Raw genomic sequence first — 23,086 nt, forward strand, 5'->3', positions numbered from 1 at the left:
TGGGGCGAGGGGATGGAAGTATAGCAAAGCCGCGGCGCCGCGCTGTTTGTCGATGTTCAAAGTTCGAACAGCGGCGGCCGGCGCAGAAAATCCTCGAACTCCGCGGGCGGCAACGGCGGGCTGATCAGATAGCCCTGCGCCTGGTCGCAGCCCAGCTGCCTGAAGCAATCCAGTTGCGTCCGTGTCTCTATGCCTTCGACGGTACAGGTCAGTTCCAGGCTCTTGGCCAGGGATACGATGGCTCGGGAAATCGACAGGTTGTTGCAGTCGTCGGCGCCCCAGGGGATGAACTCCCGGGCGACCTTGAGGTGGCTCAGGGGCAGCCGGCGCAGGTAGCTCAAGGAAGAGTAGCCCGTGCCGAAGTCGTCTATGGAGAAACTGATGCCGGTGCGCTTGAGGTCCAGCAGCGTTCTGACGACCGTGTCGACGTCTTGCAGCAGCAACCGCTCGGTCAGCTCGAGTTCCAGCAGGGCCGGATTCACCCCGGTTTCGGCGAGCGCATCGCCGATCAGCCGGACGAAGTTCGGTTCGCGGAATTGACGGGTGGAGATATTCACCGCGATACGAACCGGCGTCAGCCCGGACTGCTGCCATTCGGCGATCCTGCGGCAGGCGGTCCTGATGGCCCATTCGCCCAGGGGGACGATCAGGCCGCTATCCTCGGCCACCTGGATGAATTCGTCTGCCGGTACCCGGCCGAGTTCGGGGCTGTTCCAGCGTGCAAGCGCTTCGGCGGCGATGATGGCGCCGCTCTGCAGGTCCATCTGGGGTTGGAATGCCAGATCCAGTTCCCCGTTTTCAAGTGCTTTTCGCAACCGGGTTTCGATCGACAGCAGCCGGTTGGCCCGGCGATTGAGCTCAGGGGTGAAGAACTCGTGGTTGCCGCGGCCTTTTTCCTTGGCCAGGAACATCGCGGCGTCGGCGCTGCGGAGCAGGCCGTCGGCATCGCGGGAGTCCTCGGGAAACAGGCTGATGCCGCCGCTGAGGCTGACGAACAGCTCATGGTGTTCGACCACGACCGGCTTCTGCAGCGTTTCGATGGCCGCCAGGGCGATACGCGAGGCATAGCCGATGTCGTCCAGGTCTTCCATGAGGACGGCGAACTCGTCTCCGCCTATGCGCGCCAAGGTGTCGCGGGGACCCAGCCGGTCTGCGAGGCGCCGGCTGACCTCCTGCAAGAGGCGGTCGCCCACGTCGTGGCCCAGGCTGTCGTTGATCAATTTGAAGCGGTCGACATCGAGAAACAGCAGGCCCAGCCTTCCGCCGCCCGACAACGCTTGGGCGACGGCCTGTTCCAGTCTTTGCTGGAACCTCAGCCGGTTCGGCAGTTGGGTCAGCGGATCATAGTGCGCCAGATAATCGAGGTAGTGACGGCTTTGCCGCAACTGGGCTTCGAGGCTGTTGCGCTCGGTGATGTCGTTGTTGACCTCGACGATGGCGCGCGGGATGCCTTCGGCGTCGCGATAAAGTTCCCAGTGGGTGGCGACCGCCCTCTCCCTGCCTTCCCGGTCGACGTGAGTGAGTTCGCCTTTCCAATAGCCTTCGGCCAGTATCTGCTGGCGGATCGTGGTCAGGGGCAGGGGAAAGCGGCTGTTGAGCAATTCCTGGGAAATACGGCCCAGTGCCTCGTTCCTGGTCCAGCCGTAGAACTTTTCGGCATAGGCGTTCCAGAAAACGATGCGGTCGTCGAGATCGCGTGCGATGACATGGGCGTGTTTCAGCAGCTCGGCTTGCTGGCGCAGTTCCGCCGCCTGTGCGATCAGTTCCTGCTGGGCCTGTTTGAGCGACGTCACCTCGCCGAAGGTGATGACCAAGCCCTCCACCGAGCAGTTGTCCCGCGAGCGGTAGGGCAGTATCTTGCGCAGATACCAGGCCCCCTGATGGTCTCGGATTTCGCGGATCTTCGGGGCTTCGCCCGTCAGCACACCGGCCGCGTCGTCGAACAGTTCGCTGTCTTCGAAATGGTGGACGATGTCCCCGAAAGGCCGCCCGATGTCGCTGGGAATCAGGCGCATCAGCCGGTTGCAGGCCGGCGTGTAGCGACGGATGTTGAGGGTGCGGTCGACGAACAGGATCGCGAGGTCGGTGCCGACCAGGAGATTGTTGAGGTCGTTGCTGGTGGCTTCCAGTTCGCCGACCTTGGCGTCAAGAGTCGCGTTGGTGGCGGTGAGTTCGGCGTTGAGCAATTGCAGTTCTTCCCTCGAGCTTTCGAGTTCCTCGTTGGCCGACTGGAGCTCCTCGTTCATGGCCATGACTTCTTCGTTCGCGGCCCGCAGTTCTTCGTTGGTGTGGCGGGTTTTCTCGATGGTGCGCTGCAGTTCCTCGCGCGTCGCCGTCAGTTCGCGCTCGAGCTGCTGCAGCAGCCAGCCGTCGTCGCTGTTCTTGGCGCCGGTGGGCACGATCGAATCGGTCAAGGCCTCCGCTTCCAGCCCGATCAGCCACAGGTCGGAGACCTCACCGTCGGAAACCGGGGTGACCGTGATGCGGACGGCTTCCGGCGCCGAGGTTCCGGGGCCGTTGCCGTTCGCCACCATGGCGACCTTCCTGGCCTCCCGCCGGCACCGGTCCAGCGCAAAGCGCAGCGTGGCGCGCAATGGAGGTTTGATGAGCCTGAACAGGTCCAGGGTGGGCTCGCCGGGAGGCAGCTCCAGATAGGCCTGGGTGTTCCCGCTGAGGTAGGCGACTTCGTGTCTTCCGTTTGCCACGATCAAGGTGGGTGCATGGCGTTCGAGAAGGCTGCGGTACAGCCTTTCCTGGATGTCATGGCCGCCCCTGTCCGCGCTCAGAACGCGCCCTTCCGCCATGCGTGCCGTGCTGGCCGGCGGAAACAGTGGCAGACTCGGCCGCACCGCCGCGCTTGTGTCGTTGCGCCGGAATATCCGCCACGGTTTCGAAATCTCGTCGAAAAGGTGGGCGGCCTCGCCGAGGCTTTCCGAACTGCCCAGGAACAGAAGACCGCCGGGGTTGAGGATGAAGTGGAAGATTTCGAGCAGCGTCTTTTGCGTCTTTGCATTGAGGTAGATCAGGACGTTGCGGCATACCACCAGGTCGAGCTTGGAAAACGGCGGGTCACTGATCAGATTGTGAGGCGCGAAAACGACGGATTCGCGTATCTGCTTGGCGATGCGGTAGCCAGTCCCTTCTCGGACGAAATAACGCTGCAGGCGGGATTCGGAAACCCCCGCCAGCGCCGATTCCGAATACAGGCCGAGGCGGGCGATCTCCAGCGCATCGGTATCGACGTCGGTGGCGAAGATCTGCAGGCGGGTTGGCCGTTGCGCACGCTCGAACCCTTCCGTCAGCAGGATGGCGATGGAATAGGCTTCCTCTCCGGTGGAACAGCCGGCGATCCAGCAGCGCACCGGCCGTTCGGTGTTGCTGCGCTCGCACAGGGCGGGGACGAGGATCCGGTCCAGGAATTCGAAGGCTTCGGCATCGCGAAAGAACGCGGTGACCCCGATCAGCAGGTCTTCGGCCAGGCGGTCGAGTTCGTTCACATCGGTCTCGATCAGTCGCAGATAATCGGCGGTATTCGCAACGTGCGCGATGCCCATGCGGCGCTCGATGCGGCGCAGCAGGGTCGGAGGTTTGTAGGCGCGCAGATCGGCCCCTGCATGGCTGCGCACCCGGTTGAGGATCGCCTCCAGGGTGCAGGGGCCGGCCGGGACCTCGCCGCGCACCCACCGTCCGATGGTCCGGGCGATCGCGGCCGGCGCAAAATCCCCGCTTCGATGGCCGGGTTCGAAGGGCGGTTCCGCGATCACCAGTCCCCCGCCGTGTTCCACGACGCTCGCGAGCTTGCATTGACGGTTGGAGGCACCGGAGCAGACGACCACGGCCGTCCGTCCGTAACTCTCGGGCGGGAGAGCCCGCAGGAAATGGTCGATCGGATGAGCGGACGGCGGCGGGCTGTCCAGTTTTATCCGTCCACTGTCGATGGAGAGGTATTGGCCGGCGGGCGGGATATAAGCGCGGGCCGGCAGAACCGGGGCGCCGGCTTCGGCGATCGTGACCGCCACCGGCAGTGGGGGGGCGATCAGCCCGGCGTGGGAGCCGTCCGGCAAACCCAGCAGGAAGAATGCCGCCTCGCAGTCTGCGGGGAGCGACTGCAGGAACGCTTTCGCCGAATCCGGCGTATCCCACGGCGCGACGACAAGCCGCACGGCAGGAGAGCCATGGGTGGCCTTTTCACTGTCCATGTTGCCAGCGTCCTCGACCATGCGGCGAAAGGCTTCAACGTAGCGACTTGAAGTATCGGATCAGGCCATTGGTGGAAGCATCATGCGTACCGATCGGGCCATCGCCGAGAAGTTCGGCAAGAATGGTTCTCGCCAATTGCTTGCCGAGTTCCACGCCCATCTGGTCGAAGGAATTGATGTACCAGATCGCGCCTTGGGTGAATATCTTGTGTTCGTACAATGCGATCAGCATGCCGAGGGTATGGGGATCGAGGCGGCGATACAGGAAGCTGTTGGTCGGTTTGTTGCCGGGGAAGGTCTTGGCGGCGGCCAGCATTTCGAGGCGTTCAGCGCTCAGGTTTTCCGAGGCGATGTCCTGCCGGGCCTCCTCCGTCGTGCGCCCGCGCATCAGCGCTTCGGTCTGGGCCAGGAAATTGGAGATCAGGATGTCGTGGTGCTCGGCCAGCGGATGATGGCTTTCGGCCGCGGCGAGGAAATCACAGGGGACCAGCATGCTCCCCTGATGGAGCAACTGGTAGAACGCATGCTGGCCGTTCGTGCCGGGCTGGCCGAAGATGACGGGACCGGTGGAGTAGGCCACCGGCCGTCCTTCCACGTCGACGGTTTTGCCGTTGCTTTCCATGTCGGCCTGCTGAAGATAGGCCGGCAGATCCTCAAGGTATTGATCGTACGGCAGGACGGCGTGGCTCTGCGCGCCGAAGAAATTGATGTACCAGATGCCCAGGAGGCCCATCAGCAGAGGGATGTTGCGCTCGAAGGGGGCGGTGCGGAAATGCTCGTCGACGAAATGGGCGCCTTCGAGCATTTCCTCGAAGCGGTCCATGCCGATACTCAGCGCAATCGGCAGGCCGATGGCCGACCACAGCGAATAGCGTCCGCCCACCCAGTCCCAAAATTCGAACATGTTGCGGGGGTCGATGCCGAACTCGGCGACCTTGGTACGGTTGGTCGAAATGGCCACGAAGTGGCGGGCGATGGCGGTCTCGTCCGGGATGCGCTCCAGGAACCAGGCGCGGGCCGAGCGGCCGTTGGTCATGGTTTCCTGGGTCGTGAAAGTCTTGGACGCGACGACGAACAGCGTGGTTTCCGGATTCAGCGGCCGCAGGATCTCGATCAGATCGGATTCGTCCACATTGGAGACGAAATGGGCGCGCAGGCGCGGGTCGGCATAGGGCAGCAGGGCCTTGACCACCATCTTGGGGCCGAGGTCGGATCCGCCGATGCCGATGTTGACGACGTCGGTGATCGCCTTGCCGGTTGCGCCGCGCCATTCCCCCGTGCGCACGGACTGCGAGAAGCGGCGCATGCGTTCGAGAACGCGGTTGACGTCGGGCATGACATCCTTGCCGTCGACGAGAATCGGCCGGTTGGCGCGGTTGCGTAGGGCGACATGGAGTACCGCGCGGTTCTCGGTGACGTTGATCCGCTCGCCCCGGAACATGGCGTCGATCTTTTCCCGCAGGCCGGCTTCCTCGGCGAGACGAACCAGCGCGTCGATGGTTTCCCGGGTGATCCGGTTCTTCGAATAATCGAACAGAAGATCGCCCAGCCGGATGGAAAAAGCGTCGAAACGCCCGGGATCGTCGGCGAACATGTCGCGCATGTGGCGCGGGGCGATGGTCTTGAAGTGTTCGGAAAGAGTCCGCCAGGCGGGAAGGTCGGTCGATTGTGGCATGGTTTCCTTATTATGATGTCGCGCGAGCTCGTGAGTGCCGCTCATGTATAAATGCTACTACAAGCGGCGGGGGTGGGCGAAGCTCCGCCAGCGTTGGGTTTATAATGAGCCGCTTTGATCGTCGTAGCGGAAGTTGCAATGAGTATTCAGCAAAAGCCTTGGGGAGGGCGGTTCGAAGAGGCGACGGATGCCTTCGTCGAGGCCTTCACCGCCTCGGTCGATTTCGACAAGCGGCTGGCGCCCCACGACATCCGAGGCTCGATTGCACATGCCACCATGCTGGAGCGGCTGGGCCTTTTGACCGGCGAGGAACTTCGGGCGATCGTCGGCGGTCTGGAAGCCATAGGCGCCGAAATCGAGGCCGGGGAATTCCCCTGGTCGGTGCGCCTTGAAGACGTGCACATGAACATCGAGGCCCGCCTCACGGAGCGGATCGGCGAAGCCGGCAAGAAGCTGCATACCGGCCGCTCGCGCAACGACCAGGTTGCCACCGACGTGCGGCTGTATCTGCGCGCCGAAATCGACCGGATCTGCGGCCTGATCCTGCGCTTGCAAACCGCGCTGGTGGACCTGGCCGAGCGCGAGGCCGACACCATCATGCCGGGTTTCACTCATCTCCAGGTGGCACAGCCGATCACCTTCGGCCACCACATGATGGCCTGGTACGAGATGCTGGCACGCGATTACGACCGCCTGCGCGACTGCCGCAAGCGGGTCAACGTCATGCCGCTGGGGGCGGCGGCCCTGGCCGGCTCCAGCTTTCCGCTGGACCGCGACTACACCGCGGCCTTGCTCGACTTCTCCCGGCCGGCGGCGAATTCGCTGGACGCCGTCAGCGACCGCGATTTCGCCATCGAATTCGCCGCCTGCGCCAGTCTGGTGCTGATGCATCTCTCGCGCTTTTCGGAGGAGCTGATCCTGTGGACCTCCGCCCAGTTCGGCTTCGTCGACCTGCCCGATGCCTTCTGTACCGGCTCCTCGATCATGCCGCAGAAGAAAAATCCCGACGTGCCCGAACTCGTACGCGGCAAGAGCGCGCGGGTGTTCGGCCATCTGTTCGCCTTGCTGACCCTGATGAAGAGCCAGCCACTCGCCTACAACAAGGACAACCAGGAGGACAAGGAGCCGCTGTTCGACACGGTCGATACCCTGTCCGGTTGTCTCCGCGCCTTCGCCGACATGATGCCGCACGTGCGGCCGAACCGGCCGGCCATGTATGCCTCGGCCCGCAAGGGCTATGCGACTGCCACCGATCTGGCCGACTACCTGGTCCGGCGTGGCACGGCGTTCCGCGATGCCCACGAGATCGTGGGCAAGGCCGTCCGTTTAGGGATAGAGACCGGCCGCGACCTCGCGGATATCCCGCTGGAGGAGCTTCGATCCCTGTCGGCCGCCATCGGGCCGGACGTCTATGCGGTGCTGACGCTGGAAGGTTCGGTGGCAGCGCGTTCGCATGTCGGCGGCACCGCGCCGGAATGCGTCCGCAAGGCCGCCGTCGAGGCACGGGTTCGTCTGCTTGGACTGCGGGAGAGCTGATGGCCGGAGAAAGCTGCAATACCTTGGTCGACCTGATGCGCCACGGCGAGCCGGCGGGCGGCAGCCGCTATCGGGGGCAGATCGACGACCCCCTCAGCGCCGTGGGCTGGGATCAGATGTGGCGTGCGCTGGGGCGGCATTGTCCGTGGGATGTCATCGTCACCTCCCCGCTGCTGCGCTGTCAGGCCTTTGCCGAGGCTTTCAGCGAACGCCACCAGCTCCCGTTGGAAATCGAGCCGCGCTTCAAGGAGCTTGGTTTCGGCGCATGGCAGGGCAAGACCCGGGAAGAAATCGCCACCGAATACGACCCCGGTGTGCTGCAGCGTTTCTATCGCGATCCCCTGAACCATCGTCCGGAAAACGCGGAAGGCCTGGGCGATTTCCGCAGCCGCGTCATCGCGGGCTGGAAAGACATGCTGGAACGGCATCTCGGCAAACACCTCCTGGTCATTTGCCATGCCGGCACGATCCGGATGGTGATCTCGCATGTGCTCGACGTTCCGCTTGCCAACCTGTTCCACATCAAGGTGGCCAACGCGGGCATCACGCGCATCGAGTGCATCGAGCAGGGTGACGAATTCCTGTCCCAGCTGGTGTTCCACGGCGGGACGCCGGCCGCGTGAATCCCCCCGGGAGGGGTTAGCCGGCCGCCGGCGGAAGGCGGGTCACCAGAATCTTGTCGACCCGGTTGCGGTCCATGTCCACGACCTCGAACCGCAGATCCTCGAATTCGAAGGTATCGGTCACCTTCGGCACGTTGCCCAGCCGCAGCATGACGAAACCGGCCATGGTATGGAAATTGCCGCTTTCCTCCTCCGGCAGAGCGTCTAGTTCGAACAGCTGCTTGAACCGGTCGATGTCGAGCATGCCGTCGACCAGCCAGGAGCCGTCCTCGCGCTGCGAGACCTGAGGTTCTTCTTCCGCGGTTTCGGAGGCAATGGCACCGACGATCGCTTCGAGCACATCGGTGAGCGTCACCAGGCCGGTCAGTTCGCCGTACTCGTCGACGACCAGTGCCGTCTGCAGATGCGATCGCTTGAAGTGCTCCAGCAATTGCATGAGCGACAGCGAGTTGGGGACGAAAAGCGCGGGGGTCACCAGTTCCGCCAGATCCGGTTTCTCGCCGGCCAGCAGCCGGTTCAGCACATCCTTGGTTTTCACAAAGCCGACAACGTTGTCCACGCCGCCCCGGCACAGCGGGATGATCCAGTGCGGATGGTCGGTCAGGATACCGCGGTTCGCCTCGTAGGATTTGGTGACGTCCAGGTAGACCACATCCTTGCGCGGCGTCATGATCGCGCCGACCTTGCGGCTGTCCAGCCTCAGGATGTTTTCCACCAGTTCCTGCTCGACTTCCTCGAACACGCCTTCCAGGATGCCTTGCTGCAGCAGCAGCTTGATCTCTTCCTCGGTGACCGAAGGCTGGCGAACCGGGCGGGCGCCCATGAGCCGCAGCACGATGTCGGTGGAAATGCTCAGGAACTTGACCAGGGGAAGGGCGATCAGGGACAGGTAATGCATGGGCCGCGCCACGGCGGCTGCAATGGATTCGGCGTGGAGCAGAGCCAGGCGCTTGGGCACCAGTTCGCCGATGATCAGGGACAGATAGGTGATCGCGAAAACGGTGATGGTCAGGCTGATCTCGTGGGCATACGGCGCCAGTTCCGGCATCGTCATCAACAGCGGCTCGATCTGGCTGGAAACCGAGGCTTCACCCAGGGCTCCGTTCAGCACCCCGATCGTGGTGATGCCGACCTGAACCGTGGAGAGAAACCGCGAAGGCTGCGCCGCGAGTTCGAGGGCGCGGACTTCGCCGGCACCGCCCTTGTCGGCCTGGTGCTGGAGGCGGGATCTTCGGGCGGACACGATGGCCATTTCCGACATGGCGAACAGGCCGTTGACAAAGATAAGGAACAGAACCAATCCGATCTGGATCACTTTAAGGGGAGCGGGTAGTTGGAAAAACGGCAAAGACTCGGAGCAAGGCGGGATGCGGGCGCCTGGGCGGAAGTCATGGGTGTTCGCGATCCCCGGAAGGCCGGACGGAGGAATGCGAAATGACGAGGAGGCTCAGGAGTCGGAAAAAGTTCATGCCATGGGCATGAACTGGGGTATTCGTCGGACACGAGGCAGTCCGTCAATCATCCGTCCGGCAGAACCGGCGGTTGGGATAGGTTGAGGATTCGAGCATGGTTATCGGTGAAAGGCTGGGATGCCTCGGTCGTTAGCGTAGCCGGGTCGCGGGTTCGATTCAACTGTTTTCGGTTCCTGCGGGCGACGCTGACGGGCCGAAACTTGTTGTAAGGAAGGGGGCGTTTGTTCTAAGTTAGCGGCAACCAACAATACTCAGGGGGAGGCGGTACATGGTGGCGCGGAATGCTTTTTACGCCCAATCCGGCGGTGTGACCGCCGTTATCAATGCATCGGCTTGCGGCGTACTGGAAACCGCCAGGCTGTTTCCCGACCGTATCGGTACCGTCTACGCCGGGCGCAACGGCATCGTCGGCGCCCTGACCGAAGACCTGATCGATACCGGCCAGGAAAGCGCCGAAGCCATAGCCGCGCTGCGCCATACGCCATCCGGGGCTTTCGGTTCGTGCCGCTACAAGCTCAAGGGACTGGAGGAAAACCGGGCCCAGTACGAGCGGCTGATCGAGGTTTTCCGCGCCCACGATATCGGATATTTCTTCTACAACGGCGGCGGGGACTCCGCCGACACCTGCCTGAAGGTCTCCCAGCTCTCCGAAAAGATGGGTTATCCCCTGCAGGCCATCCATATTCCGAAAACGGTGGACAACGATCTGCCGATCACCGACTGCTGTCCGGGCTTCGGTTCGGTCGCCAAATACATTGCGGTATCGGTGCGCGAGGCGAGTTTCGACGTGCGCTCCATGGCGGCCACTTCCACCTGTATTTTCGTGCTCGAGGTCATGGGGCGGCACGCGGGCTGGATCGCCGCGGCGGGCGGCCTGGCGAGCGACGAGCGGCACGCGTTGCCGCTGGTCATCCTGTTTCCCGAGCAGGTGTTCGACCCGGAACGGTTTCTGCGCGCGGTGGACGAGAAGGTCCGCACCACCGGCTATTGTTCGATCGTGGTGTCGGAGGGCATCAAGGGCGCCGACGGCAGGTTCATCGCCGAATCAGGCAGCCGGGACGTGTTCGGCCATGCCCAGCTCGGCGGCGTGGCGCCGGTCATCGCCGGGCTGGTCAAGGAACGCCTGGGCTACAAGTACCATTGGGCCGTCGCCGATTACCTGCAGCGCGCCGCCCGCCACGTCGCTTCGCGCACCGATGTCGAGCAGGCCTATGCCGTGGGAAAGGCCGGTGTCGAAATGGCTTTGAAAGGGCACAATGCCGTGATGCCCGCCATCATACGAACCTCCGATTCGCCTTACCGCTGGGAAATTGGCGCCGCCCCTCTGGCGGAAGTGGCCAACGTCGAGAAGAAGATGCCCCTCGAATTCATCAGCGCCGATGGCTTCGGGATCACCGAGGACTGCCGCAGATACCTGCAGCCGCTGATCGAGGGCGAGGATTACCCGCCCTACGCCGGGGGCCTGCCGGACTATGTGACGCTGAGGAACGTCGCCGTCCCGAAGAAAACGGCTACGTCGTTCAGCGTCTGATTCCTCTTTTTTCGTCACACCAACAACAACGTTCGAGGAGTATCGCTATGGCTTGCTCGGTTCTGTCCTGCGCCCGGGAGGGGCTGTGTTGTTTGATGCGCAATCCCCGGACCAAGGTGATCGCCTTGGCGGGGCTCGCGGAATTTCTCGCGATCGGTTTGCTGGTCGACTGGGGAACGGCATTCGCTTTTACCGCTGCGCTGTCCGCGCTGCTCTACGGCATCCTCTCCATCGGCTGGGTCAATGCCCAGCCCGCCGGCAACGAGCGGATGGTGGATATCGCCTCGGCGATTCAACAGGGTGCCCAGGCCTACCTCAATCGGCAGTATCGGACCATCGCGATAGTCGGATGGCTGCTGTTCTTCGTCATCGGAGCCTTCCTGGGATGGACGATCGCGTTCGGGTTCGTCATCGGCGCGGCGCTCTCCGGCGCGGCGGGCTATATCGGCATGAACATCTCGGTCCGCGCCAACGCCCGGACCGCGCAGGCAGCCATGACCGGCATGGATGAGGCTTTTTCCATGGCGTTCCGCGGCGGCGCCATCACCGGCATGCTGGTGGTTGGGCTCGGTTTGCTCGGGGTGGCCGGCTATTACGCGCTGCTGAAATCGGCCGGCGCGAGCGATCCGCTCCATGCCCTGGTGGGGCTGGCGTTCGGCGGTTCGCTGATCTCGATCTTCGCGCGTCTGGGCGGCGGCATTTTCACCAAGGGCGCCGATGTGGGCGCGGACCTGGTCGGCAAGGTGGAGGCGGGTATTCCCGAGGACGATCCGCGCAATCCGGCCGTTATCGCCGACAACGTCGGCGATAACGTCGGCGACTGCGCGGGCATGGCGGCCGACCTGTTCGAAACCTATGCGGTGACCATCGTCGCCACCATGCTGCTGGGAGGGCTCCTGACCGGGGGCAGCGAGGCGGCCATCGTGTACCCCCTGGTGCTGGGCGGCATTTCCATCGTCGCCTCGATCATCGGGACCTTCTTCGTCCGGATCACGCCGGGCCAGAAGATCATGAGCGGGCTGTACAAGGGCGTGATCGTGTCCGGCGGCTTGGCCGCCGCGGCCTTCCTGCCGATCACCGGATTCATGTTCGGCGGCGGCATCAGTCTCGGCGGCACCGACGTGTCCTGGTTCGGCCTGTTCTTCGCCGCCCTGATCGGCCTGGGTCTCACCGGTCTGATGGTGGTGATCACCGAGTACTACACGGCCACGGAATTCGCGCCGGTACGCCATATCGCCGAAGCTTCCACCACCGGCCACGGCACCAACATCATCGCCGGCCTCGGGGTATCGATGAAAGCGACGGCAGCGCCGGTGCTGGCGGTGTGCGCCAGCATCTGGGGCGCCTACGAACTCGCCGGGTTGTACGGCATCGCGGTGGCTGCCACCTCGATGTTGTCCCTGACCGGGATGATCGTCGCCCTCGACGCTTACGGTCCGATCACGGACAACGCCGGTGGCATCGCCGAGATGGCCGAGCTGCCGGATTCGGTCCGCGCCATCACCGATCCGCTGGACGCCGTGGGCAATACCACCAAGGCCGTGACCAAGGGCTATGCGATCGGTTCGGCGGGGCTGGCGGCGCTGGTGCTGTTCGCCGACTACACTCATGCGCTGGGCGGCAACGTGAACTTCGACCTGTCGAACCACATGGTCATCATCGGCCTGTTCATCGGCGGCATGGTGCCCTACCTGTTCGGCTCGCTGGCCATGGAGGCCGTGGGACGGGCCGCTGGCGGCATCGTCAACGAAGTGCGCCGGCAGTTCCGGGAAATCCCGGGCATCATGCAGCACACGGCCAAGCCCGATTACTCCCGTGCCGTCGACATGCTCACCAAGGCGGCGATCAAGGAGATGGTCGTGCCCTCGCTGCTGCCGGTGGCCATTCCCGTCATCGTGGGGCTGCTGCTCGGCAAGGAGGCCTTGGGCGGCGTGCTGATCGGCACCATCGTCACCGGCCTGTTCGTCGCCATCTCGATGACGACCGGCGGCGGCGCTTGGGACAACGCCAAGAAATACATCGAGGACGGCCATTTCGGCGGCAAGGGATCGGAAGCTCACAAGGCGGCGGTGACCGGCGACACGGTCGGCGATCCGTACAAGGACACTGCGGGCCCGGCGGTGAATCCGATGATCAAGATCATCAACATCGTGGCCCTGTTGATCGTACCCCTGCTCTAAATCCCCGCTTGTCTCCCCTCTCCCTCTGGGGCAAATCCGCCGGGGGCGGAGGGGTCTTCCGGGCGTTTCCGCCCGGAAACATGAGGGCAGAGGGTGAGGGCGGAGGCCAACTCCCTGTAAGATTCCCTCTTTCGATACTCCCCCAGCGATTCCCGGCGTCCAACCGAGGCGCTGCCTGGGCGGTTTGCGGGATTCAAACCGAAATCGAGGTGATGCAATGACCAACCCTTTGCTGGAAAACTACGAACTGCCGCCGTTCTCGCGCATCGAAGCGAGCCATGTACTGCCGGCGGTTGAACAAATCCTGGCTGAAAACCGGGCGGCGGTCGATGCCTTGCTCCAACGCGGTGGGCCGTTTACCTGGTCCGGTCTGGTGGAACCGCTGGATGATCTCGATGACCGCCTGAACAAGGCTTGGTCGCCGGTCGGACACCTCAATGCCGTGATGAACAGCGAGGCTTTGCGGGAAGCCTACAATGCCTGTCTGCCCCTGTTGAGCGAATATGCCACCGAAATGGGCCAGAATGCGGCGCTGTACGCCGCGTTCCGGGAAATCGCGGAAGGTGGGGAATACGCTCGGCTCGACACCGCCCAGCGCAAGATCGTCGACAATGCCCTGCGCGATTTCCGCCTGTCAGGGGTTGCCCTGGAAGGCGAGAACAAGGCCCGCTTCAAGGAAATCGCTCAGGAACTGTCGCAACTGGGTAGCCGGTTTTCCGACAACGTGCTGGATGCCACCAAGGGCTGGACGCGTCATATCGAAGACGAGGCACTGCTGGCCGGGCTGCCCGAAACCGACCTCGCCGTCGCCCGCCAGGCCGCGGAAGCGGAAGGCAAGCCCGGCTGGGTTTTCGGCCTCGCCTTTCCTTCCTATATCGCGATCATGACCCATGCCGACGACCGGGCGCTGCGCGAGGAGTTCTACCAGGCTTACGCGACCCGCGCCTCCGAAACCGGGCCCCAAGGCGGACGCTGGGACAACAGCGAGGTGATGGAGAAGATCCTGGCCTTGCGTCACGAAGAGGCCAATCTCTTGGGATTTTCCAATTATGCCGAACTGTCCCTGGCGACCAAGATGGCGGAGAGCCCGGAACAGGTGCTGAGTTTCCTGAACGATCTCGCCGACAAGGCCCTGCCCTTCGCCCGGCGCGACCTGGAGGAGTTGCGGGCGTTCGCGCGGAATCTGCATGGGATCGAGGAGCTTCAGTCCTGGGACGTGGCCTACTATTCCGAGAAACTCCGCGAGCACAAATACGCGTTTTCCGAGGAGGAAGTGAAGGCGTACTTTCCCGCCGAACGCGTGGTTTCCGGCCTGTTCGCGGTGGTGCAGCGGCTGTACGGTCTGGAGATCAAGCTTCGCGACGGCGTCGATGTCTGGCACCCGGACGTCCATTACTACGAGATATTCGACCGGCTAGGCGAACGCCGGGGCGGGTTCTATCTCGACCTCTACGCCCGGCCCAGCAAGCGCAGTGGTGCCTGGATGGACGAATGCATCAGCCGGCGCCGCGTCGGCGCGAGCATCCAGATTCCGGTCGCCTATCTGACCTGCAATTTCACCCCCCCGGCCGGCGACGAACCCGCGCTGCTTCGGCACGACGACGTGGTGACGCTGTTCCACGAATTCGGCCACGGTCTGCACCATTTGCTCACCCGGGTGGAGTACCTCGGCGTGTCAGGCATTCGAGGCGTGGAATGGGATGCGGTGGAACTGCCCAGCCAGTTCATGGAGAACTTCTGCTGGGAACGCGAGGCGCTGGCGCTGATCTCGGGACATCACCGCACCGGCGAGCCTCTGCCGGACGCACTGCTGGCCAAGATGTTGGCGGCCAAAAACTTCCAGGCCGGGATGCAGACCGTCCGGCAACTGGAGTTCGCCCTGCTGGATTTCCGCATTCACCGCGATTACGATCCGGCCCGTGGTGGACGCGTCTACGAGACGCTCGACGAAGTCAGGCGGCAGGTCTCGGTCATGTCGCCGCCGGCCTACAACCGCTTCCCGCACAGCTTCCAGCACATCTTCGGCGGCGGCTACGCGGCGGGCTACTACAGCTACAAATGGGCCGAGGTGCTGTCCAGCGACGCGTTTTCACTGTTCGAAGAGCGCGGCATCTTCGATCCGGAAACCGGCCATGCCTTCTTGGCCAATGTGCTGGAGCAGGGCGGCCGGCGCAGCGCGCTGGAGTCTTTCGTGGCGTTCCGTGGTCGCGAACCGGAAATCGAGGCCTTGCTGCGCCACAGCGGCATGCTGCCAACCGCCGGCTAGGTTCGGTCGGGAGTTCCTCAATCGACAAGGAGATGAAAAATGATCGAATACCATAAGTACCAGTGTTCCGCCTGCGGCTACATCTACGATGAAACCGAGGGCGATCCCGACGTGGGTCTTGCTCCCGGGACCCTGTTCGAGGACATTCCCGAAGGATGGGGCTGTCCGGAGTGCGGGGTGGACAAGAGTTTCTTCGAACTGCTGGATTAGGCTGAGGGATGATGGTCTCCGCCGGCCGTGCGGCCGGCGGAATGCATGAATGCTGAAGTTCGCGAAGTAGTCGAAAGGCTGATGATGGAACGGGAACCACGTGTCGGGACACTCGGGAACGTGGATCCCTGGATCGTGCGGGGATCCGCACAATTCGGCCCATGTCCGTTAGTCCAGCCGGGCGCGTCGACGTTGCCGGCCGCTCGACGCGATCATCGCACATGACGCGCTCGGGAAATTTCGGAGCGGGCACGGTGGGATGACAGGGGGAGTTGTAATTCGCTGGTGCTTCCCCTATAACACCGATGATACCTTTGCGGCTTGAGGGCCATATGAAAAAGACTTTCGGTTTCGCGCTAAGCACGGCGCTCATCACAGTCCTGCTGTTTTCCGGTATGAACGAAGCATTCGCCAAACGTCTGGGCGGGGGAAGTTCTTTCGGGAGCAGGCCGTCGTACAGCGAACCCTATCGGCGTTCGACCGATGGCAATTCTTTCTCCCAAACGCAGCGGCCGGGTTACCAGCCCAGCCAGCCGGCCAGCGCCGCGAGCCAGCGCAACCAGGCGGTGCGCGAGGCGTATTCCCGCCGGGGTGGCTTGATGGGCATGCTCGGCGGTCTGGCGCTGGGCGGTCTGCTGGGAGCCATGCTGTTCGGCGGCGCTTTCGAGCATCTGAATTTTCTCGATATCCTTTTGTTCGCGGGGGTCGGCTATGGCCTCTACCGGCTGTTGGCTGCGCGCAGGCCCCAGCCTCAGCCTGCGGCGGGAGCCGGGTACTACCCCCATTCGGAACCTGCCACGGGCCTGAAGCCTTCTTCGGAACGTCCTGCATTCGATACCGATCTGCTGTCCCGTCGCGGACGAGCACAGCCGGGGCGGACCCTGCCGGCCGATTTCGACCCGGCCGGTTTTCTGAACGGTGCCAAGGCGGCCTACCGTCAGCTTCAAGCGGCTTGGGACGAGCGCGATCTGGGGACTCTGCGGGCCCTTGCGACCGACAAGGTGTTTGCCGAGCTGCAGGACCAGTTGCGGGCATCTGCCGAGCCTCACCGCACGGAACTGCTGCGGGTCGACGCGGAAATCCTCGAGGTGAGCGACCGCGGCGACGAGCGTGAAGTTGCCGTCCTGTTCGACGTCACGCTGCGCGAGGCGCCAGCCGAAGAAGCGGCTGTGGTTCACGAGGTCTGGCACTTCGTGCGATCGCGTTCGAGCCGCCAGCCCACCTGGTTCCTGGACGGCATCCAGCAGGTCGAGGCCTGAGAGGCCATCCCGGCCGGGAGCGATCCCATGGTTTGCAAGTGAGGGGCGTTCGTTTCCTCGCCGGTGCGGGCTTGCTCGCATCGGTGCTCTGGCTCGGCTATGGATATCTCCGGGGAGAGGGGCCGTCGCCGGATCTCGGCTTCACCACCATCAAGGGCGAAAGGGTGAATCTCGGCGACTGGCGCGGCCACCCCGTGCTGATGGCGTTCTGGGCCAGCAATTGCCGCAGTTGCCTGGAAGAAATGCCGGAACTCGCCGCGCTGTTCCGGGATTACGAAGGACGCGGCCTGCGGATGGCGGCCGTGGCGATGCCTTACGATTTGCCAAGTCGGGTAGTGACCCTGGCCGGAAAGGAACGCTGGCCGTTTCCCGTCGCTCTCGATCCGCTGGGCGAGCTGGCCGGCGCGCTCAGGGTCGAACTGGTGCCGAACTGTTACCTGCTGAACGGCGACGGCGCGATCGTCGCAACGCGCCTTGGCAAACCCGATTTCCGCGAATTGCGGGAAGCGATAGACGAGCTGCTCCGGGAGGGATGAGCGCATGTGGTTGAAAGCCTTTCACCTGATCTTCATGGTGACGTGGTTCGCCGGGTTGTTCTATCTGCCGCGACTGTTCGTCTACCACACCATGACTTCCGATGCGGTGGGCATTGCCCGATTCAAGATCATGGAAAGAAAACTGTTCTGGGGCATCATGACCCCGGCGATGATCCTCACGCTCGCATTCGGTATCTGGATGCTGGCCGACTACGCCTGGGAGCTCTATGGCAGCAGCGGGTGGCTGCATGTCAAGTTGACGCTGGTGGCGCTTCTCGTCGGCTACCACCTCCTGTGCTGGCAATGGCTGCGGGATTTCGCCGAGGACCGCAATACCCGCAGCCATTTGTTCTACCGCTGGGTCAATGAAGTCCCGGTGCTGTTTCTTTTCGCCATCGTCCTGCTCGCAAGTTTGAAACCCTTCTGACGAGGAGCTTCGAATGCCTACCTACGACTATGCCTGCCAGTCCTGCAGCCGGGATTTCACCGTGATGCAGAAAATCAGCGATCCGCAGCCCGCCTGTCCGCACTGCGGTTCCGAGTCGGTGACCAAGAAGCTCTCGGCACCTGCCGTCCATGGCGGATCGAGTCATTCCTCGCCCCCTGTATCCGGCCACGGCTGCGGCATGGGCGGCTGCGGCTGCAAGCACTGACCCTGTCCCAGTCCGTCCTCTGGCGGGTTCCGAGGCGGGACAGTCCCGGCGGGATTTTCCTTTCCGGTCCACATGGCGTCGAAACAACAACAGATTCATGACCTGTGGGACGGGCTCGCCGAATTCGGGCCGACTCGTGTCAATGAGGCGCTCGACCATGCCATGGCCTCATTATGCGAGATGATCGGCGCGCAGCAGGCGTGCTGGTTCGGCGCGGTGCGCCTGGACTGCCGGGACGATCCGATCGACGGCTGGCGGGCCTGCGCCATTCGCTACCTTCACCCTCACCCCGAGCGGGATGCGGCCTATGCGGAGCATTGCCGCCGTCTCGATCGGGGCGACATCGACCCCAGCGTCATCGCCAATCTGCGCCATGCCGGCCGTTTCCGCGTCAGCATCCAGCACGAGATCGTGCCGCCCGGCTGGTACGACAGCGAGTTCTATCGCAATCTGTTCAAGCCCTTCGGCATCCGCGACGTCTGCTACATGGCGACCCCGGTCAACAGCGATATGGAATCCTGGTTCGGCTTCGAGCGCGTCGGTCCGGAAGCGCCTCTGTTCGGAGAGACAGAGCGTGCCCTGTTGGAGCAGGCCGGTCCGGCACTGAAATGGTTCCATCGAGAAGTCGCTCTGCATCATGGTCTGCTGATCGCCTCCAAGCCGCTCACCCCAGCCGAGCGACGGCTGCTTAACGCACTGTTCAGCGGCGCCTCCGAGGCCGAGATCGCCGAGCGGCTCGGCCTCACCCCCACCACAGTGCATACCTATGCCACCCGCATCTACCGAAAATTCGGCGTCAAAGGGCGCGCCGGCCTGAGTGCGCTGTGGCTGGGTCGTTGACTGTCAGAGTCGTATCGCCCCGTCTCTGAACAGTCTCTGAACAGAGACTGTTCACCCCATTTTCTGCGGTTTACTCTTGCGACGATCTGATCCCAATGATCGTTAGTAATGTTCGGCATAAGTGACAAAGGTTTTAGAAACATCTTGTCATCGGGTCCTCACGCTAACCTCCTTTCTTACGGAAGGAAGGTTTTTCATAGAGTAACAATTCTGGTGCCCAGCCCAACCGGCTTAGCCTGATCTACACAAAAAAGATGCAATAGCGGAGATGGGAACTCATCACGAGCCATGGCGCCAAAATGATGTCAAGGGGCTCGCCAATAGCATGGGGTGTCCCGAATGGGGCAAAACACGGAAGGTAATGAAGTTGAGTCGGTCAGCTTTACGACGCATTGTCTATTGAGGAGATGAGAATGATGAAGCAGCTAATAAGCTATATGCGCTTGGCGATGCCCGCCTTGTGCCTGCTGTCGCTGGCGGTTCCGCCGGCGGAAGCCAAGAAGACGGACGACAAGTACAATCGTTTTATTACGTTCCAGAACGATTTTCCATTTACGGTGTATCCTGTCATTCAGGTCCCGGCCGACATCTGCGACGGCGCCGCGGCTACCGGAGACAGACGGATTATCATTAACTATGACGCGAAGACAGAAGGGCTGCCAACGGGCAAGAAAATCACCGTCTGGATTCCGCGCGAGCAAAAACAGGTGATTGTCGACGGGAAGAAAGTCTACAAGAACTGTTGGTATCAAAGCGGGCGTGTCTATATTTTCCCCGTGGCTCTAAAAACGTACGAGGCCAATATAGTCAAATTGGACCCCTTGCAGACAAAAGTAATCACCAAATTTGACGATCCGACGCATCCGTCGGAGGTTGTCGACTGTTACAAGGGGGACAATAACGCCGAAGGTGACGCAGTCAAGGGAAGCTGCAAGACGGGTGTCTCCGGTGCCAGCTATTCCGTCGATGCGCCCGCGCAGTTGGCCGAATTTACCTTCGACGCGGACAATCCCACGGATCAAAACATGGATACCGGCGATCCGATGGCGGATATCGACGTGTCCATGGTCGACGAACTGTATATTCCCGTGGCCGGCTCCGTCGCCAATCATGGCGCCACGGGCTACATGGGCGGCTCCTCCGCGACCGTCACCACAAATGGCGTCAATGACCTGACTCAATTCAAGAAGCGGATCGATGGTTTCCTTACCGATCCGGACGGCCACGGTGGAAGGAAAAAGGTATGGCCCGTATTCGCGGCTTACACGAGCCAGTATTTTAATTCCCCGAATAAAACAATAAATACCTTCAGCGATCTGTTGCCGAAGGAATTGGGTAAGAACGGGGGGAACACCATCATCCCGCACTTTCCTGGCGGCTATAACAGTGTAGACATGACACTGACACGAGCCAATTCGACAATTTATTATACGGGGACTGACTATGTGCAGGATAAAGGTTACTTTATTGCCGGGATGGAAGGATGCGATAAGAAAAAGCTGATCTTCTGCAATCCAAGTCAAGTTCAGCCCTACATCGATCGTTGGATGTTCTGGGTAAAACAGAAGGACAATCCAGGGTTTTGCGCGGATAAGACGAATTTGGAAAAACTGCAGTGGCCGGATCATGTTTGCAAGTTCAACAGCAAGAAGGCCGTTCAGGACTGCACATTCAAGCACCAGTACTTCTGTGAGAAGTTCCAGGAGAGCGTCAAAGTGGTTTGGAACCATTTCACCACCGATGCTGTCGACGGATTTTATCCAAATCAAGATAAGATCTGGGGGAAATGCGGGTTTCATACAAAACCGTATCCCACCGATGAAAATACCAAGAATGCCTGCATCATTCACCAAATCGTAGGCTATGATTCGAAAGTTCTCGGCGGTGACCTGCCGGGGCGGGTCCAAGCGCTTCTGCGTGGCGTTGCCTTTGAAGCCGATGATCCTTACGATCCCAATGCTCCGAGCGTCCCCAAGGCGGACGTCCAACAGTGGCAGTTTGATCCGTTCTTGACGTTTGCGGCGCCGTACGAGAGCCAATTCAATCTGAACCCCTATACTCGCCTGGTACATAACGTAAAGGACGGGATAGGCTCGGTGTCCTATGCGTTCTCGATCGATGACAAATACGGCAACTTCCGTGACGCGGCGTCGGGATTTACCGTCGATGCCGGCGGCGTGACCGCACTGGAGAACAAGCGCCCTTACGATCCCTACCAGCAGTACACCGTGACCTGGGGATATAACCGGGATCAGTTCAGTCTCGCCTGGCTGGATACCGGAATCAGCATCGAGGGCATAAAGGCCAAGCTGGAGCAGATCGCCGACAACCATGGCAAGCGTCCGTTCCTGCTCAGGCAGGGCGATAAGCTGGCCGTGTTGGGACACGACACCAGCGGTGGGTGGCAGTTGACCAATCCGCTGACCACGAAGTCCGATCTGGAGGCTCTGGCGGCCCAGGAAATGGAGAACAGCAAGGGCAAGAACCACACCTATCAGGATTTGATCGACCGCGTTTTCCTCAAGAAGCCGGCGGACGTGTTTCCCCCGCAGGCGCTGAACGTCGATGCCGTCAATGAACAGGCGATCGGCGTGCTGGATTTCGATGTGGACACGGGCTGGCCCGCCGGCGAAGCGCGACTGTACGATCAGATCGCTCTGAAGAAAGCCGATATTCCCCAAGCCAACAACTGGGTAAGCCTGACGACCTGTGGTCATCAGGTACCGATCCGGGGCCCGGGAGCCCAAACGCTCCCGTTGGGATACGACACTGCTAAAGGCTATCTGCCGTGCGACATCGTGGCGAAGGATAAGTTTGGCGACGAGCTGAAACTGAGGATGGCGCCCGAAAAGAAAACCGGCATCGTCGATATTTACACCGGGTCGAAAGTGACGGACTGGACCGCTCTATGGGGCTTTCCGACAGGAAAGAAACATACCGGCGCACCTCCGGTGACTTCGGACCTGAACGCAAAGGATCTGCAGTATTGCATCGATAATTCCAGCGCTTATTTCAGCGTTTCCGGCTTTTGCAACAATGTGAACGTATCCGCCGTCTGGGCCGGCGCGCCCTTGGCGCGCGATGTGGTTTACATGGGACTCGACTATGTGAACATGCCACGGGTCGGTGTTTCCATCGCTCAGCCGCCGAAAAAAGGGCCGGATCCTGATGCGGTGTTCTGGCCCAACGGCGCCAAGGTGACAGGTGAACTGATGCCGGATGGGGTGACCGTCCATGTTACGTGGCCGAAAGCCATCATAACGTCAGGCAAGCCGCTCAACTATTCCCTGACCTTTGGCGGACAATTCCAGGCATCCTGCAATACGCAACACAATCCGGATATCAATCCCTATACGTATTGTGATGTGAAGATCACGAAAGGTGACAAGACGCCCAAGAAGATGGACGTGGTGGCCATCAACTACACGGGGACGCCTGTGACGCAGTCGGTCCTTCTTTCGGGAACATTTACGCCAGGGGTTCGCCCTTGATCATGTGCGATCGGTCGTAAGGGTAGGCGAATAGTGGTACCGCGGATTGGGGCGGGGTCAGCTCCCCCGCCCCGAGTTTCCGGGATATTGTCGTGAGGAGTCCGGACGGCAATACCAATAACACTCCATTTAGAGAGGGATATATCATGAAGACAAAGTTGATGTTATGCGCATGTGTTTCCATGTTGAGCTTGGCCACTTCCTTCGACGCTGTCGGCAAGGAATATTGCTCTATCAAAACTCTCAAAGGCACATATGCGTATTTCAGTCAAGGGTATTACGCGGGCAATCCGTATGCCGAAAGCGGGATGGAGTCCTATAACGGCGCCGGTAACGTCGTCAACACATATACCGATAGCTTGGGCCGTGTGAATGCAGGCGATACCGCGACCTACGTCATGGGCGAGGATTGCCATGGGACAGTTACCTATGGTTCGGGCAGCGTCTACAACATCTATGTCAGTCCGAACGGCGATAGTATGACCTATATTCTGACCTCAGGCGATGGCGTTATTGCCGGCACCAGTCGCCGCGTTTCGAACAAGCTCATTCTCAAGTAACAGATATCATCAGATATGATATTCTTCATTTCTCAGCTTCATATGCGAAGCTTCC

At 61.6% G+C, this 23,086-nt stretch carries 16 protein-coding genes; 13 read left to right on the plus strand and 3 right to left on the minus strand.

Annotated elements, in window-relative coordinates; translation table 11 throughout:
- Positions 1 to 56 precede the first annotated feature (56 nt).
- Together GNH96_RS09890 and pgi are read right to left on the minus strand one after the other, a co-directional pair.
- Positions 57 to 4,199 (minus strand): EAL domain-containing protein, encoded by a 4,143-nt coding sequence (locus GNH96_RS09890; RefSeq protein WP_169603517.1) that lies wholly within the window; start codon positions 4,197 to 4,199, stop codon positions 57 to 59.
- A gap of 34 nt (positions 4,200 to 4,233) precedes the next feature.
- Positions 4,234 to 5,874: a glucose-6-phosphate isomerase gene (gene pgi, locus GNH96_RS09895; RefSeq protein ID WP_169603518.1), complete on the minus strand. Its 1,641-nt coding sequence runs from the start codon at positions 5,872 to 5,874 to the stop codon at positions 4,234 to 4,236.
- 138 nt (positions 5,875 to 6,012) lie between these two features.
- Between pgi and argH the strand changes: the two genes are divergently transcribed.
- Complete coding sequence (argH, locus tag GNH96_RS09900) at positions 6,013 to 7,410, plus strand: argininosuccinate lyase (RefSeq protein ID WP_169603519.1); 1,398 nt, start codon at positions 6,013 to 6,015, stop codon at positions 7,408 to 7,410.
- Positions 7,410 to 8,033, plus strand: a complete 624-nt coding sequence (locus GNH96_RS09905) for a histidine phosphatase family protein (protein WP_169603520.1) — start codon at positions 7,410 to 7,412, stop codon at positions 8,031 to 8,033. Before argH ends, GNH96_RS09905 begins: the two co-directional genes overlap by 1 nt.
- Before the next feature lie 16 nt (positions 8,034 to 8,049).
- Here GNH96_RS09905 and GNH96_RS09910 read toward each other — a convergent pair whose 3' ends face one another.
- Positions 8,050 to 9,348 (minus strand): hemolysin family protein, encoded by a 1,299-nt coding sequence (locus tag GNH96_RS09910; protein ID WP_169603521.1) that lies wholly within the window; start codon positions 9,346 to 9,348, stop codon positions 8,050 to 8,052.
- Between the two features lie 425 nt (positions 9,349 to 9,773).
- Between GNH96_RS09910 and GNH96_RS09915 the strand changes: the two genes are divergently transcribed.
- The 11 genes from GNH96_RS09915 to GNH96_RS09965 all read left to right on the plus strand — a co-directional run bounded on the left by GNH96_RS09915 (position 9,774) and on the right by GNH96_RS09965 (position 23,031).
- The gene (locus GNH96_RS09915) at positions 9,774 to 11,036 is read left to right on the plus strand and encodes a 6-phosphofructokinase (protein ID WP_169603522.1); all 1,263 of its coding nucleotides are present in this window, start codon (positions 9,774 to 9,776) and stop codon (positions 11,034 to 11,036) included.
- Between the two features lie 47 nt (positions 11,037 to 11,083).
- The gene (locus GNH96_RS09920) at positions 11,084 to 13,216 is read left to right on the plus strand and encodes a sodium-translocating pyrophosphatase (RefSeq protein WP_223163404.1); all 2,133 of its coding nucleotides are present in this window, start codon (positions 11,084 to 11,086) and stop codon (positions 13,214 to 13,216) included.
- A 217-nt stretch (positions 13,217 to 13,433) separates the two neighbouring features.
- Positions 13,434 to 15,482, plus strand: coding sequence for an oligopeptidase A (gene prlC / locus GNH96_RS09925; protein WP_169603523.1), 2,049 nt, complete (start codon positions 13,434 to 13,436; stop codon positions 15,480 to 15,482).
- 39 nt (positions 15,483 to 15,521) lie between these two features.
- Positions 15,522 to 15,692: a rubredoxin gene (locus tag GNH96_RS09930; protein WP_169603524.1), complete on the plus strand. Its 171-nt coding sequence runs from the start codon at positions 15,522 to 15,524 to the stop codon at positions 15,690 to 15,692.
- Positions 15,693 to 16,024: 332 nt separating this feature from the next.
- Positions 16,025 to 16,951, plus strand: coding sequence for a Tim44 domain-containing protein (locus GNH96_RS09935; protein ID WP_169603525.1), 927 nt, complete (start codon positions 16,025 to 16,027; stop codon positions 16,949 to 16,951).
- Between the two features lie 38 nt (positions 16,952 to 16,989).
- Positions 16,990 to 17,487: a TlpA disulfide reductase family protein gene (locus GNH96_RS09940; RefSeq protein WP_169603526.1), complete on the plus strand. Its 498-nt coding sequence runs from the start codon at positions 16,990 to 16,992 to the stop codon at positions 17,485 to 17,487.
- A 4-nt stretch (positions 17,488 to 17,491) separates the two neighbouring features.
- The gene (hemJ, locus tag GNH96_RS09945) at positions 17,492 to 17,914 is read left to right on the plus strand and encodes a protoporphyrinogen oxidase HemJ (RefSeq protein ID WP_169603527.1); all 423 of its coding nucleotides are present in this window, start codon (positions 17,492 to 17,494) and stop codon (positions 17,912 to 17,914) included.
- A 13-nt stretch (positions 17,915 to 17,927) separates the two neighbouring features.
- Positions 17,928 to 18,140 carry an FmdB family zinc ribbon protein gene (locus GNH96_RS09950; RefSeq protein WP_169603528.1) on the plus strand — a complete coding sequence of 71 codons (213 nt, stop codon included), beginning with the start codon at positions 17,928 to 17,930 and terminating at the stop codon, positions 18,138 to 18,140.
- A gap of 72 nt (positions 18,141 to 18,212) precedes the next feature.
- Positions 18,213 to 18,980: a LuxR C-terminal-related transcriptional regulator gene (locus GNH96_RS09955; protein ID WP_169603529.1), complete on the plus strand. Its 768-nt coding sequence runs from the start codon at positions 18,213 to 18,215 to the stop codon at positions 18,978 to 18,980.
- Positions 18,981 to 19,393: 413 nt separating this feature from the next.
- Positions 19,394 to 22,471: a hypothetical protein gene (locus GNH96_RS09960; protein ID WP_228719803.1), complete on the plus strand. Its 3,078-nt coding sequence runs from the start codon at positions 19,394 to 19,396 to the stop codon at positions 22,469 to 22,471.
- A gap of 146 nt (positions 22,472 to 22,617) precedes the next feature.
- Positions 22,618 to 23,031 (plus strand): hypothetical protein, encoded by a 414-nt coding sequence (locus GNH96_RS09965; RefSeq protein WP_169603530.1) that lies wholly within the window; start codon positions 22,618 to 22,620, stop codon positions 23,029 to 23,031.
- Positions 23,032 to 23,086 lie beyond the last annotated feature (55 nt).

Source organism: Methylococcus geothermalis, from assembly GCF_012769535.1.
Classification (GTDB): Bacteria; Pseudomonadota; Gammaproteobacteria; order Methylococcales; family Methylococcaceae; genus Methylococcus; species Methylococcus geothermalis.

What these genes read in the sequence shown, in the direction of transcription:
- GNH96_RS09890 (WP_169603517.1), bottom strand. Translation starts at nt 4,199, where the DNA reads ATGGACAGTGAAAAGGCCACCCATGGCTCTCCTGCCGTGCGGCTTGTC.
- pgi (WP_169603518.1), bottom strand. Translation starts at nt 5,874, where the DNA reads ATGCCACAATCGACCGACCTTCCCGCCTGGCGGACTCTTTCCGAACAC.
- argH (WP_169603519.1), top strand. Translation starts at nt 6,013, where the DNA reads ATGAGTATTCAGCAAAAGCCTTGGGGAGGGCGGTTCGAAGAGGCGACG.
- GNH96_RS09905 (WP_169603520.1), top strand. Translation starts at nt 7,410, where the DNA reads ATGGCCGGAGAAAGCTGCAATACCTTGGTCGACCTGATGCGCCACGGC.
- GNH96_RS09915 (WP_169603522.1), top strand. Translation starts at nt 9,774, where the DNA reads ATGGTGGCGCGGAATGCTTTTTACGCCCAATCCGGCGGTGTGACCGCC.
- GNH96_RS09920 (WP_223163404.1), top strand. Translation starts at nt 11,084, where the DNA reads ATGGCTTGCTCGGTTCTGTCCTGCGCCCGGGAGGGGCTGTGTTGTTTG.
- prlC (WP_169603523.1), top strand. Translation starts at nt 13,434, where the DNA reads ATGACCAACCCTTTGCTGGAAAACTACGAACTGCCGCCGTTCTCGCGC.
- GNH96_RS09930 (WP_169603524.1), top strand. Translation starts at nt 15,522, where the DNA reads ATGATCGAATACCATAAGTACCAGTGTTCCGCCTGCGGCTACATCTAC.
- GNH96_RS09935 (WP_169603525.1), top strand. Translation starts at nt 16,025, where the DNA reads ATGAAAAAGACTTTCGGTTTCGCGCTAAGCACGGCGCTCATCACAGTC.
- hemJ (WP_169603527.1), top strand. Translation starts at nt 17,492, where the DNA reads ATGTGGTTGAAAGCCTTTCACCTGATCTTCATGGTGACGTGGTTCGCC.
- GNH96_RS09950 (WP_169603528.1), top strand. Translation starts at nt 17,928, where the DNA reads ATGCCTACCTACGACTATGCCTGCCAGTCCTGCAGCCGGGATTTCACC.
- GNH96_RS09955 (WP_169603529.1), top strand. Translation starts at nt 18,213, where the DNA reads ATGGCGTCGAAACAACAACAGATTCATGACCTGTGGGACGGGCTCGCC.
- GNH96_RS09960 (WP_228719803.1), top strand. Translation starts at nt 19,394, where the DNA reads ATGATGAAGCAGCTAATAAGCTATATGCGCTTGGCGATGCCCGCCTTG.
- GNH96_RS09965 (WP_169603530.1), top strand. Translation starts at nt 22,618, where the DNA reads ATGAAGACAAAGTTGATGTTATGCGCATGTGTTTCCATGTTGAGCTTG.